The sequence below is a fragment of the Pseudomonas sp. NPDC087346 genome, from assembly GCF_044744235.1.
Lineage (GTDB): Bacteria > Pseudomonadota > Gammaproteobacteria > Pseudomonadales > Pseudomonadaceae > Aquipseudomonas.
The window spans coordinates 127355-140468 of sequence record NZ_JBIUXX010000007.1 but is presented as its reverse complement, the minus strand read 5'-3'; the positions used below and the strand labels follow the sequence as shown (position 1 = coordinate 140468).

General features: G+C 58.9%; 11 protein-coding genes. 1 reads left to right on the top strand and 10 read right to left on the bottom strand.

Annotated elements, in window-relative coordinates:
- Positions 1-82: 82 nt before the first annotated feature.
- From ACIOZM_RS06630 to ACIOZM_RS06620, 3 genes are read right to left on the bottom strand one after another with little or no spacing between them, the layout of a single operon-like run.
- The gene (locus tag ACIOZM_RS06630; RefSeq protein WP_401210968.1) at positions 83-3136 is read right to left on the bottom strand and encodes an efflux RND transporter permease subunit; all 3054 of its coding nucleotides are present in this window, start codon (positions 3134-3136) and stop codon (positions 83-85) included.
- Positions 3133-4197 carry an efflux RND transporter periplasmic adaptor subunit gene (locus ACIOZM_RS06625; protein ID WP_401210965.1) on the bottom strand — a complete coding sequence of 355 codons (1065 nt, stop codon included), beginning with the start codon at positions 4195-4197 and terminating at the stop codon, positions 3133-3135. Before ACIOZM_RS06625 ends, ACIOZM_RS06630 begins: the two co-directional genes overlap by 4 nt.
- Positions 4194-5297 carry an efflux RND transporter periplasmic adaptor subunit gene (locus ACIOZM_RS06620; protein WP_401210962.1) on the bottom strand — a complete coding sequence of 368 codons (1104 nt, stop codon included), beginning with the start codon at positions 5295-5297 and terminating at the stop codon, positions 4194-4196. The genes ACIOZM_RS06625 and ACIOZM_RS06620 overlap by 4 nt, the downstream gene beginning before the upstream one ends.
- Before the next feature lie 147 nt (positions 5298-5444).
- Here ACIOZM_RS06620 and ACIOZM_RS06615 point away from each other — a divergent pair, with 147 nt between their 5' ends.
- Positions 5445-6641, top strand: coding sequence for an AAA family ATPase (locus tag ACIOZM_RS06615; protein ID WP_401210960.1), 1197 nt, complete (start codon positions 5445-5447; stop codon positions 6639-6641).
- Between the two features lie 114 nt (positions 6642-6755).
- On the opposite strand, the gene ACIOZM_RS06610 is transcribed toward ACIOZM_RS06615, so the two are convergent.
- From ACIOZM_RS06610 to ACIOZM_RS06580, 7 genes are all read right to left on the bottom strand, one after another.
- Positions 6756-7637, bottom strand: a complete 882-nt coding sequence (locus ACIOZM_RS06610; RefSeq protein WP_401210957.1) for a transporter substrate-binding domain-containing protein — start codon at positions 7635-7637, stop codon at positions 6756-6758.
- Positions 7634-8431: an amino acid ABC transporter ATP-binding protein gene (locus ACIOZM_RS06605; RefSeq protein WP_401210954.1), complete on the bottom strand. Its 798-nt coding sequence runs from the start codon at positions 8429-8431 to the stop codon at positions 7634-7636. Before ACIOZM_RS06605 ends, ACIOZM_RS06610 begins: the two co-directional genes overlap by 4 nt.
- Positions 8428-9087: an amino acid ABC transporter permease gene (locus tag ACIOZM_RS06600; protein ID WP_401210952.1), complete on the bottom strand. Its 660-nt coding sequence runs from the start codon at positions 9085-9087 to the stop codon at positions 8428-8430. The genes ACIOZM_RS06605 and ACIOZM_RS06600 overlap by 4 nt, the downstream gene beginning before the upstream one ends.
- Complete coding sequence (locus tag ACIOZM_RS06595) at positions 9068-9733, bottom strand: amino acid ABC transporter permease (protein WP_401210949.1); 666 nt, start codon at positions 9731-9733, stop codon at positions 9068-9070. The genes ACIOZM_RS06600 and ACIOZM_RS06595 overlap by 20 nt, the downstream gene beginning before the upstream one ends.
- 637 nt (positions 9734-10370) lie before the next feature.
- A complete protein-coding gene (locus ACIOZM_RS06590; RefSeq protein WP_102354711.1) occupies positions 10371-11168 on the bottom strand; it encodes a MetQ/NlpA family ABC transporter substrate-binding protein in 798 nt (265 codons plus the stop codon).
- Between the two features lie 168 nt (positions 11169-11336).
- The gene (locus ACIOZM_RS06585; protein ID WP_401210947.1) at positions 11337-12269 is read right to left on the bottom strand and encodes a sigma 54-interacting transcriptional regulator; all 933 of its coding nucleotides are present in this window, start codon (positions 12267-12269) and stop codon (positions 11337-11339) included.
- Between the two features lie 56 nt (positions 12270-12325).
- Positions 12326-12907 (bottom strand): alpha/beta hydrolase, encoded by a 582-nt coding sequence (locus tag ACIOZM_RS06580; protein WP_401210945.1) that lies wholly within the window; start codon positions 12905-12907, stop codon positions 12326-12328.
- Between the last annotated feature and the right edge of the window lie 207 nt (positions 12908-13114).

Here is a 13114-nt window from a genome sequence, read left to right as displayed (position 1 = left end):
CCTGTGGGAGCCAGTCTTGCACTGCTGAAACACATCTCCCTGTGGGAGCCAGCCTGCTGGCGATGAGCGCGAAGCGCTCGCTTTATGCCGCATCCTTCTTCGGCTCGCGAATCTTGTACCAGGCCACATACAGCGCCGGCAGAAACAGCAACGTCAACAACGTCGCCACCACAATCCCGCCAATCATCGCGTAAGCCATCGGCCCCCAGAACACTTCCCGGGCAATCGGGATCATGCCCATGCTCGCCGCCGCTGCGGTCAGCAGGATCGGTCGGCGCCGATGCTCCGTCGCCTCGACCACCGCATCCCACGGCGCATAACCCTTCTTCTCGAACTCGTCGATCTGCGTCACCAGAATCACCGAGTTGCGGATGATGATGCCGATCAGCGCCAGAATCCCGAGGATCGCCACGAAGCCCATCGGCGTACCGGTCGGCACCAGCGCCAGCACCACGCCAATCAGCCCCAGCGGCGCGACACTCGCCACCAGGAACATCTTCTGCACGCTGTGCAACTGGATCATCAGGAAGGTCGCCATCAAGAACAACATCAGCGGCAACACCTTGGCAATCGGTCCTTGGGCCTTGCCGCTTTCCTCGACTGTCCCGCCCGTGGCGACCTTGTAACCCACTGGCAATTTGGCAGCGAAGGCATCAATCGACGGCTTGAGCAATTTCACCAGATCGGTCGGCTGAATCTCATCGCGCACCGAGGCCTTGATGGTGATGGTCGGCAAACGGTCGCGACGCCACACCAGCGGTTGCTCCAGTTCATAACGCACGGTGGCGAATGCGAGCAACGGAATCGAAGTGCCGCCAGGCGTGACGATTTGCAGGTTCTGCAGGGTTTCCGGCGTACCACGTTCGGAGTCCACCGCCCGCCCGACCACGTTGATCAGGTAGATATCATCATCAACCTGAGTCAGTGGCGAGCCGCTGACGATGCTGTTCATCAGGTTCGCCACGTCTTCCGACGACAGCCCGAGTTGCCGCGCCTTGTCCTGAGCGATGTCGATGCGCAGGACTTTGCCCGGCTCGTTCCAGTCGTAAATGATCTCGCCGATGTGCTGGTTCTTGTCCAGTTCGGTGGCGAGGTCGATGGCGTGTTTGCGCACCTGATCGATGTCCTTGCCGCTGACCCGGTACTGGATCGGACGCCCTACCGGCGGGCCCATTTCCAGCGCCTGCACATAACTGCCGATGCCGACGAAATCCTTGTGCAAGCGCTCGCGCAGGCGTTGACTCAGGGCCTCACGGGCTTCGAAGTCTTTGCTGACGATCACCAGTTGCGCGTAGTACGGGTTCTGCAATTGCTGATCGAGCGGCAGGTAGAAACGGATCGCACCCTGACCGATGTAAGTGCTCCAGCGCACGATGTCGGGGTCGCCCTTGAGCGTCGCTTCGAGCTTGTCGACGGCTTTTCGGGTTTCGTCGATAGAGGCGTTTTGCGGCAGGTTCAGATCGACAAGAATTTCCGGGCGATCCGAGGATGGGAAGAACTGGTTCTGCACAAAGCGCATGCAGAATATCGACAATGCAAAACAGAGCACGGTGATGCCGATGGCCCACCAGCGATTGCGCATGCACCACAGCAGACCGCCGTTGAACGCCCGTCCGACACGCCCCGGTTCGGCCGCATGAGGTTTGAGGTTGGCACTAAGGATGTGCACGCCGATGACGGGCGCGAAGAACACCGCCACCACCCACGACACAATCATCGCCACCGCAATCACCGCGAACAGCGTGTAGGTGTACTCACCGGCGGAGCTGGCGTTGAGGCCGATGGGCACAAAACCGGCGACGGTCACCAGCGTACCGGTGAGCATCGGAAACGCCGTCGAGGTGTAGGCAAACGTCGCTGCCTGCTCCTTGGTCTCGCCCATCTCCAGCCGCGTGACCATCATCTCCACGGTGATCATCGCGTCGTCCACCAACAGACCGAGGGCGATGATCAGCGCACCGAGAGAGATCCGCTGCATGGTGATGCCGCTGTATTCCATGAACACAAAGACCATCGCCAGCACCAGCGGAATCGAGCACGCCACCACCAGACCGGCACGCACCCCGAGGCTGATGAAGCTCACTACCAACACGATGATCACCGCTTCAAACAGCGCACTGGTGAAGCCGCCAACGGCTTCTTCCACTACCACCGCCTGATCGGAAACGGTGTGTACGCCGACACCTACCGGCAAATCGGCGGTGAGTTGGTCGATGCGTGTGTGCAGGGCTTTACCGAACTCCTGAACATTGCCGCCCTTCTGCATGGCGATTGCCAGACCGATGGCCGGCTTGCCGTCGAAACGGAATTCCGGGGTCGCCGGATCGACATAACCACGACGGATTTCGGCGATGTCCGCCAGACGATAGAAGCGATCATTGAGTTTGAGATTGACCTCGGCCAGATCCTTCTCCGAAGCAAACTGCCCGGAGGTGCGCACAGAAATCCGCTCCGGCCCCGCCTCGATCACACCCGCCGGAGTCACGGCGTTCTGCGATTGCAGGCTTTGCACCACTTGACGTTGATCGATGCCCAGCGCCGCCAGTTTGCGGGTAGAGAAGTTCAGGTAGATCACTTCATCCTGCTGGCCGATCATCTCGATCTTGCCCAGCCCCGGCACGTTACGAATCTCGGCCCGCGCCTGTTCGACGTAGTCGCGCAACTGGCGCATCGTCAGCCCGTCGGCGGTAAACGCATAGACCGATCCGTAGACATCACCGAACTCATCGTTGAATCCCGGCCCTTGAATCCCTTGGGGAAACTGGCCGCGAATATCGTCGATCTTCTTGCGCACCTGATACCAGATTTCCGGAATGTCCTTGGCGCTAGTGGTGTCGCGCAAGTACACGTACACCGTCGATTCGCCGGGGCGCGTGTAACTTTTCACATAATCGAGCGAGTCGAGTTCTTCGAGTTTTTTCTCGATGCGGTCAGTGACCTGCTTGAGGGTTTCTTCCTGGGTCGCGCCGGGCCATTTGGTCTGGATCACCATGGTCTTGATGGTGAACGACGGGTCTTCTTCGCGGCCCAGATTGAAATAGGAGAACACGCCCATAAGCAGCGCGACGAACATCAGATACCAGACGAATGACTGATGCTTGAGGGCCCATTCGGATAGGTTGAAAGAGCCTTTCATTGACTGTCCTCGTCGAGTTTCACGGCTTGCCCGGGTTTGAGACTGTTAACGCCGGCGCTGACCACGCGCTCACCGTTTTTGACGCCACCGGCCAGCACCACCGTGCTGTCGTTGCGGCTGACCACGCTGACGTCGCGGGGGCTGACGGTTTTGCTCTGGGTATCAATTACCCAGATGCGCTGTTTACCGTCGACCTCTTGCAGCGCCGTCACGGGAAGCTCGATGCGCGGTTTGATCGCCGAACTGAGGGTCACACTGATCGCCGTGCCGAGACGAAAGCCCGGCGGTGTATCAGTCAACGTCAGACGGGCGCGACGAGTGCGCGTGGCGCTTTGTGCCTGCGGTTCGATTTCGCGGATGATTGCCGTGGTGTTGATGCTCGGATCGAGTTGTGCGGCCACCAGAAACACCACATCGCTGGGGATCTGATCGACCAGCGTGTCCGGCAGATCGATCACCGCTTCCTTGATGTCCGGTTGCGCCAGCGTCACCACTTGTTGACCGGCAGTGACCACTTGGCCGGCCTCGGCATTCCATGCAGTGACCACGGCTTTGTGGTCGGAGCGCAGTTCGGTGTAGCCGAGTTGATCCTTGCTCTGATTGACCGCCGCCCGCGCCTGATCAAGCGAAGCCTGGGTGGTTTTCAGGTCAGTGTTGGCGATGTCCAGTTGCGCCTGTGCGCCGACACCGCGATCAAACAATGCCTGTTGGCGCCGCGCATTGGCCTGCGCGTTGATCAACTGTGCTTCGATTTTCGCCAGATCGCCCTGCGCCGAGCGCAACTGGTTCTGCTGATCGGACGGATCGAGGGTGGCGAGCAGTGTGCCCTTTTCCACCTCGGCGCCGACATCGACGTTACGACTGGCGATACGCCCGCCGACACGGAAACCGGTGTTGCTCTCGTAGCGCGCCTGAATACTCCCGGCGAAGCGCCCGAGAGTCTCCTCGTTCAACGCTTGAACCTTGATCGACAGCACCGGACGCACCGGTTCCGGCGGCGGCTCGCTTTTCGAACAAGCGGCCAACAGCAGGCCGATGGATAACAGCCCCAAACGCTTCATGGCTGTGCTCCCGGTTGCAGATCCTTGTAGGTGTTTTCGGCAATCTCGACCTTCATGCCGGGGTGCAGCAGTTGTCCGCCAGCAACGATGACTTTCTCTCCACCGTTGAGACCTTCACTGATGATCACCTTGCCGGTCAGGTAACGACCGACCGTGACCGTGTGCAATTGCGCCTCGCCCTTGTCGTCGACCATCCACACCGCCGGATCACTGATGTTTTTGGTCAATGCTGACCACGGCAATTCCACCGCCGATTTGCCACTGCCCTTGGCGGTGGCACTGACCACCGAACCGAGCTGCATGCCCGGCGGCAATTTATCGAGGGTGACTTTGACTTGCACGGTGCCGGACTGCGCCGAGACCGACGGAGTGATCTCGCGCACGGTGCCGGTGGTTTTGATCGCCGGGTTATCCAGCAGGCTGACGACTATCGAGCGATCCGCAGGACGCTCGGCCAACAGCGATTCATAGACGTTGAATACCGCGTCACGGTCGCCATCGCGGGCCAAAGTGAAAATCGGCGCGGTGGCCTGCACTACCTGGCCGACTTCGGCCTGACGCTGGGTAATCACACCCGGCGCGTCGGCGATCAGCGCGGTGTAGCTGAGTTGATCCTTGGCATTGGCCAGTTGCGCCTGCGCCGCGCTCAAAGCACTTTGGCTGCTGCGCAACGCGGCCTGGGCGGAATCGTATTCGCTCTGGCTGGTGTAACTCTTGGGCAAGAGTTTTTGCTGACGCACAAAAGCGGCAGCAGCCTGTTTGACCCGCGCCTGTTCGGCCACAACCTGGGCCTGGGCGGAATCGACGTTGGTTTGCAGATCCTTGGGATCGAGTTTGGCCAGTACCTGTTTGGCGCTGACGCGGTCACCGACATCGACCATGCGCTGGATGATCTTGCCGCCGACGCGGAACGACAACTCGGTCTGCACCCGTGCCTGTACATCACCGGTCAGGGTTACGGAAGCCGCGTAATCCGCGGGTTTGACCACTTGCACAAAGACCCGTGGCAGGTATTCCGGAGGGGGCTTTTTATCGCCGCAAGCGCTGAGTAGCACCAGCAGGCTCAGGCCCATCATTGTTTTCAAACCGGGACTCGCCATGCAGACTCCTTCCTGTGTACGAACGTGCAAGTGACGATACGACTGTGAGCTTAGAACAGGGTTCCGGCTTCGCTTGAGTGATTACGCATTTCCATTTTGGATCGCGGTTAACATGGCCCTGATCCGGACACCCAGAGAACGTCTTCCATGCTCAAAACCCTCGCGGTGGCCAATTACCGCTCGATCAACAAATTGGTGATCCCGATGGACCGGTTGAACCTTATCACCGGCCCCAACGGCAGTGGCAAGTCCAATCTGTACCGCGCGCTGCGCCTGCTCGCGGAAACCGCGCAGGGCGGCGTGGTCAATGCGCTGGCCCGTGAGGGTGGGCTGGATTCGACCTTCTGGGCCGGCCCGGAGACCATCAGCCGGCGCATGCGCAACGGCGAAGTACCGATCGAGCCGACCGTACGCCAAGGCGTGAAGCGTCTGCGGCTGGGGTTTGCCGGGGAGGATTTCAGTTATTCAATCAGCCTGGGGCTGCCCGACTCCAACGGGCACTTCATGCTACCCGAGCATTCAAGGCCGATCCCCTCCCGCTTCAGCCTTGATCCACAGATCAAACGCGAATGCATATGGGCCGGGGCAAATTACCGCCCTGCCAGCCTGCTGGTGGACCGCGATGGCCCGATGATCCGCGCCCGCAACGAGCGTAAATGGGACGTGCTGGCACAGCACACACCGAACTTCGACAGCCTGTTCGATCAGGTCGGCAGCCTGCGCAGTTCACCGGAAGTGTTTCAGATGCGCGAGTTCATACGTCGCTGGCGTTTTTATGATCACTTTCGCAGCGATGCCGACGCACCGGTGCGCCAGCCGCAACTGGGGACGCGCACGCCAGTGCTGCACCACGACGGGAGGGATCTGGCGGCGGCGTTGCAGACCATTATTGAAATCGGCGACGGCGACGCGATGCGTGCAGCCATTACTGATGCCTTTCCCGGTGCGCGGTTGCACATCGAGGCTCAAGCGGGTGGACGCTTTGCCATCGAGTTTTTTCAGGAAGGATTACTGCGGCCGCTGTCAGCGGCAGAGTTGTCGGACGGCACCCTGCGTTACCTGCTGCTGGTCGCGGCACTGCTGACACCCCGTCCGCCATCGCTGATGGTGCTGAACGAGCCGGAAACCAGTCTGCATCCGGATCTGCTACCAGCGCTGGCACGCTTGATCATCCGCGCTTCGCAGGAATGTCAGGTGTGGGTGGTGTCCCATGCACGGCGATTGATTTCGGCGTTGCAGGAAGACCCGGAATGCAATTGCATCGTGCTGGAGAAGACGCTGGGACAGACCGGCATCGTCGGCCAGCGAATCCTGGACGAACCCGCATGGAATTGGCCTGACTGATAGAACATCTGAAAAGATCGCAGCCTGCGGCAGCTCCTACATTTGGAATGCATTCCCTTGTAGGAGTTGCCGCAGGCTGCGATCTTTTGATCTTCAATCAATGATCACTGCCGATCACCCCTGCCACTTGCCCCCTTCAACAATCACGCTCTCAGGCTTGGTGTCATCGCTCAGCTCTTTACGCACATATTGGTCGTACAGCTTGAGCAGATACTTCTCTTCACCGAGCTTGGTCAACTCGGTATTCACCCAGTCCCGCAGCTCGATATTGCCCTTCTTCACCGCCGGCGCAATCGGCGCCTCGGCACCGAGTTTTTGCTCCAGCACGCGATAACCCGGGTTCTGCTTGGCCCAACTGAACAGCACCAGATTGTCCTGCGCATAAGCATCGCCACGACCGGTGGCCAGCGCCTGCAACGACTCGGAGTTTTTCTCGAACTTCAGCAGCTTCCAGTCCGGATGATTCTTGGTCAGCCAGAGATCGGCAGTGGTGCCGGTGGTGACAATAGTGGTGCGAGTCGCCAGGTCATCGAGATTTTTCACCGAGCTGCTTTGTGGCACCAGCGCCTGCACCGCAACCTTGAGGTTCGGGTTGGTGAATTCCACCGCTTCCTTGCGCTCCGGGGTCACGGTCATGTTGGCGAGGATCAGATCGACCTTGTCGCTTTGCAGGAACGGAATCCGGCTCGCCGGTTCGACCGCAACGAATTCGACTTTATTTTCATCGCCCAAAAGGTCCTTGGCGAAACGCCGGCCGATGTCGGTATCGAAACCAACGTAGCGCCCCGCCTCATCGACAAAACCGAACGGTGGTTTGTCGGTGAACACGCCGACGATCAGTTTGTCGCGGGCCTTGATCTTGTCCAGATAACTCGCAGGCGCAGCGCTTTCACTGGCAACCTTCGGCTTCGGGGTCTCTTCGGATTTGTTGCAGCCGGCCAGCAGCGCGAGCCCCAGCAGTGGCAGTAAAAACAGGGATGTCTTGGCAGTTTTCATAGCAGTTCCAGTTCCTTGGTGTGAGTCGTTTCAGGCAAAGCTCTTGAAGGGAAAGCTTCGACGTAGGAGAACTTCTCCAGAAACTGCTGCGCGCGTGCGGTTTGCGGGTTCGTAAAGAAAATCTCGGGCGGGTTCTGTTCGAGGATGCGCCCGGCATCCATGAACACGATGCGATCAGCCACGGCACGGGCGAAGGCCATTTCGTGGGTAACGATCAACAGGGTCATGCCCTCGCGGGCCAGCCCCTGAATCACTTCCAGCACTTCCTTGACCATCTCCGGATCAAGGGCGGCGGTGACTTCGTCGAAGAGCATGACCCGTGGGTTCATGCACAACGAACGGACGATGGCGATGCGTTGCTGCTGACCACCGGACAGCTGACGGGGGAAGGCGTCACGCTTGTCCGCCAGACCCACGCGTTCGAGCAAGGCTTCGGCTTGCTGCTGCGCCTCGCGGCGCTGGCGCTTCTGCACCTTGAGCGGGCCGAGCAGCAAATTGTCGAGCACGCTCATGTGCGGGAACAGGTGATAACTCTGGAATACCATACCGATCTGCTGGCGCACTTCGCGCCAGTCGGTGTCCTTGCCCAGCAGTTCGCGGCCGGCAAATTTCAGGCTGCCGCTGTGCGCGACTTCCAGGCCATTGAGGCAACGCAGCAAGGTACTTTTGCCACAGCCACTGGGGCCGAGCACCACCACCGTTTCGCCGGCCTTCACCCTCAGGTCGATGCCGTTGAGCACCTGCTGTTCGCCGAAGAATTTGTTGAAACCCTGAAACTCGATCAATGCGCTCATGCTTGCGTCCAGCGCCGCTCCAGCACGCGCGAAGCGGCCGAGAGCGGGTAGCAGATGAAAAAGAAAAACAGAAACAGTGCGCCGTAGATCAGCACCGATTCGTAGGTGCGTTCGATGATCTGCTGGCCGACCTTGATCACATCGACCACGCCGATCAGCACCGCCAATGAGCTGGTCTTGATGATCCGCGTGTAGACGTTGATGGTCGGCGGCGTCATGCGTTTCAGCGCTTGCGGCAGCAATACGTAGCCGTACAGTTGCGGCGCGTTCAGGCCGATCGACAACCCCGCTTCACGCTGACCGCGCGGCAACGAATGCAGCGCACCGCGCACCACTTCACCGACTTCGCTGGCGCCCCACAACGACAACACCAGAACCGCGCACCAGAAGCTCGGCAGGCTCAGACCGAAAAAAATCGGCAACCCGAAGAACAACAGGTACAGCCAGACCAGCACCGGGATCGCCCGAAACAGTTCCAGATACACGCGCAGAATCGTGTTCAGCCATCTCACGTTGAGTGTGCACAACACGCCATAGAGCACGCCGCCAATACTGCTGATGGCGATGCTCAGCAGCGAGATCGACAAGGTTTGCCCGGCGCCTTTTGCCAGTTGCGGCAACGACACCCAAAGCAGTTCAAGACCCGAACTGGCCATGCTGGAGCCTCCTTTCCAGGCGGCTGAGCAGCAGCGACAGCGGCAAGAACAGCAGCACGCAAATCAGCGTCAGCACGGCGAGCATTTCGTAGGTTTTGTAGTACAGCGCGATGTAGCTCTTGGTGGTGTAGAGAATCTCCGGCACCGCCACCGCGGAAACGACGGTGGTTTCCTTGAGCAGGAAAATGAAATTGGCAAACAGCGACGGCAAGCTGAGGATGCCTGCTTGCGGCAGGATCACGTAGCGCAACAACTGGCCGCGGGACAAGCCAATCGAACGTCCCGATTCCAGTTGCGCCTGCGGCACCGCATCGACACCGGCACGCAGTACTTCGGTGAGATAAGCGCCGCCAAGGAAGGTCATGGTGATGATCGCGGCAGTGAACCCGGAGACCTGAATCCCCAGCGCAGGCAGGGCGAAATAGACGAAGAACAACTGGATCAATAGCGGGGTGTTGCGCGCCAGCTCCACATACAGGCCGACAGCGCGTTGCAGGTAAGGCGTGCGGAACACCAGGATAGTCGCGTTGAGCAACGCCACCAGCAGCGACGTGCCGATGGCGATGAAACCGACCTGCAGCGTCACGCCCACGGCTTTTAGAAACGCCGGCAGGGTGCTGAGGATAAAAGCGTAATCGAAGGTCATGAAACATCCTGGACGTCGCTCGATAAGCGACGTTGGTGCAGTCCATGGACGGCGGGTAACTGTCCGGCAGGCACCGACTTTAAAGGTATAAAAAGAAGAATTTAAATACCGTTAAAGCATATTGATATCACCCAAAAAACTATCTTGTGGGTTTGCTGCGGCAAAGGAAGAAGGCTATGTTCCTTTGCGCTGTAGGAAGGATCTTTTTTTCACGAAAGCCCTCCAAGGACGAACAGCTTTTGGCCAGACTCCGGCCAAACCATCACAAGGAAGAAAACATGGCTGACGTAAAAGTGCCGCAGCGACTGGACCCGCAGGACATCGTGAAATTGCTCGTGGCGTTGCGCCGGGCGTTGAAGACCAGGGTGGTCTGAACTCTGCCGTTGGATTTTTTGTGAACTGCTTTTGTGGCGAGGGGATTTATCCCCGATCGGCTGCGCAGCAGTCGCAACAGAAATGACCGCGGTTTATCAGTAAAGCCAGATATTTTGGGGCCGCTTCGCTGCCCAACGGGGATAAATCCCCTCACCACAACGGCATCTGAGCACGACAAATCAGGCACACACAAAAACGCCGATGACTATCACTAGCCATCGGCGTTTTTTCAAACCTTGAAGGGGTTCGCTAAAGCGTCAGATCAGAACGCCGGCAGTACCGCGCCGTTGTATTTCTTCTCGATGAACGCTTTGACTTCAGGGCTGGTCAGGGCTTTGGCCAGTTTCTGGATTGCGTCGCTGTTCTTGTTGTCCTCACGGGCAACCAGGAAGTTCACGTAAGGCGAATCTGCGCCCTCGATCACCAGTGCATCCTTGGTCGGATTCAGCTTGGCTTCCAGCGCGTAGTTGGTGTTGATCATGTCCAGGTCAACTTCGTTCAGAACGCGTGGCAGCAGGGCCGATTCCAGTTCCTTGAACTTGAAGTTGTGCGGGTTCTTGGCGATGTCTTTCGGCGTGGCCAGAGCGTTTTTCGGGTCTTTCAACTCGATCAGGCCAGCCTTCTGCAACAGGATCAGGGCACGGCCGCTGTTGCTGCCTTCGTTCGGGATGGCGATGGTTGCGCCGTCTGGCAGTTCAGCCAGGGTTTTGTACTTCTTCGAGTAGCCACCGAACGGTTCAACGTGTACGCCCTGCACGGTCACCAGGTACTTGGACTTGTCGTCCTTGTATTTGCCTTGGTTGAAGCTGTTCAGGTACGGCAGGGTCTGGAAGTAGTTGGCGTCCAGACGCTTCTCGCCAACCTGCACGTTCGGCTGCACGTAGTCGGTGAAAACTTTGATTTCCAGATCCACGCCTTCTTTGGCGAGGGTCGGTTTGATCAGTTCGAGAATCTCGGCGTGCGGGACCGGGGTCGCGGCAACGACCAGTTTCTCGCCGGCCTGAGCCAGGGAAGCAGTCAGAGCAGCCGCCAATGCGGTAAACAACAGAACCTTTTTCATGCAGTGTCCTTATCGAGAATCACGATCGCTGAGTGGCGACGGCTTTTAATACGAGTGCCAGTGAAGTGCTATCGCTGGCGTGAAGCGGACAATACCGGGATTTTTTATTCCCGGACAATAACGTTTATTCACCTTCATATTCCATTTTGTTCATACAGGACAAAATGCTTACAGCGCCTGGCTCAAATTAATCAGCAGATCTTTCAACGCCTTACGCTCGGCAACGCTGCCACCGACGTTAATCTGCGCCACCAGTTTCTCGATCTGAACCTGCGGCCCAGACACCTCCGGCAGATTCAGATGCTCCGGCAGAATCTCGTCGCCCGTACTCACCAGCAACGCAAAGTGAATGACGTTTTCCAGCTCGCGGGTGTTGCCCGGCCAGCTGTGTTGTTCCAGTACATGCTGCGCGGCTTCGCTGATCAACGGCACGGGCAGATCCAGACGCTGGCTATAGATGCCGAGAAAATACTCAGCCAGCGACAGGATGTCGCCGATCCGCGCGCGCAGTGCCGGCAATTCAAGCTGCCCTTCGCTGAGGTAGTGATAAAGCCGTTCATGGAATTTCCCGGCGTCCACTGCTTGCGCCAGATCGATGCTGGTTGCCGCTACCAGGCGCACATCCACCGGACTCGGCTGATGCGCACCGACGCGGGTGACTTCATGGTTTTCCAGGGCCGCGAGCAATTTGATCTGGATCGGCAGCGGCAGGTCGCCGATTTCATCGAGGTACAAGGTGCCGCCGTTAGCTGAACCAAACCAGCCAGCACGGCTGCTGGCCGAGCCGCTGTAACTGCCAGCGGCATAACCAAACAGTTCAGCATCGGCGTAGGTCGGGCTGATCGCACCGCAATTGACCGAGACGAACAGGCCGCTGCGATCACTGGCGCGGTGAATGTGCCGGGCAAGCAATTCCTTGCCGGTCCCGGTCTCGCCGCGAATCAGCACCGAGATCGAACGCGGGGCCAATTGCTCAAGCTCTGCGCGCAACTGGCGCGAGCGTGGATCGACAAACACCAGCGCCTTGGCGCGAATGCTCAGGGGGCTTTTTTCCGCATCGGGAAAGGTCAGCAACGGCTGACCGAAAATTTCGAAACTCATGGCAGACTCCCGCCCTGAACCGCCGGGAGACGGGGGCGATCAAAAATCAAAAGGGTTCAAGCGCGACGCCGGGCGTGTTGTTCCACGCGGTTTTGCAGGCGATAGAGATAAGCAAAACCCTGCTCCCAGCGCTGATGCCCGGACTTCACGTTGATGTGCCCGGCGCCGGCGAGAATTCCCGCCTCGGCACCCCAGTTACGCGCCAGTTCCAGGGCACGCGGCGCACTGACGGCAGCGTCGTTATCGGAACTGACCACCTGACTCGGGAACGGCAAAAGGTCGCTGGGGATCGGCGCAAAATTGCGCAGCGCCGGGGCGCAGGCCGGACGCTCTACGTCGGCAGGCGCAACCAGCAACGCGCCGCGCACTCGCCGCAGATATTGCACCGGCGCGGTAGCCGCCCAATGCGCAACGGTGACGCAGCCGAGGCTGTGCGCGATGAGGATCACTGGCGTACTGTCGGCGGCAATCGCCTCGGCCAGCGCCGCGACCCAGTCTTCACGCCGCGGCGTCAGCCAGTCGTCCTGCTCGACGCGCGCGCTGTTCGGCAGGCTGTTTTGCCAGTGGGACTGCCAATGATCTTCTGGCGATCCTTGCCAGCCCGGCACAATCAGATAGCGGATTGATTCGTTGCGCATGGGGGAGCTCTCCTGCTGCGTGTCTGTTCTGTGACGAGTATAAGGACGGGATTTATATTCGTTAAGGAATAAGAAGCTATTTATTAAGACCCGAAAAGCATATATCGCAATCCCCTGTAGGAGCTGCGGCACGCTGCGATATTTTTTTTTTTTTTTTTAAAAAAAAAAAAAAAAAAACCACCGGTGCCCCCCACCAAAAAGGCACAA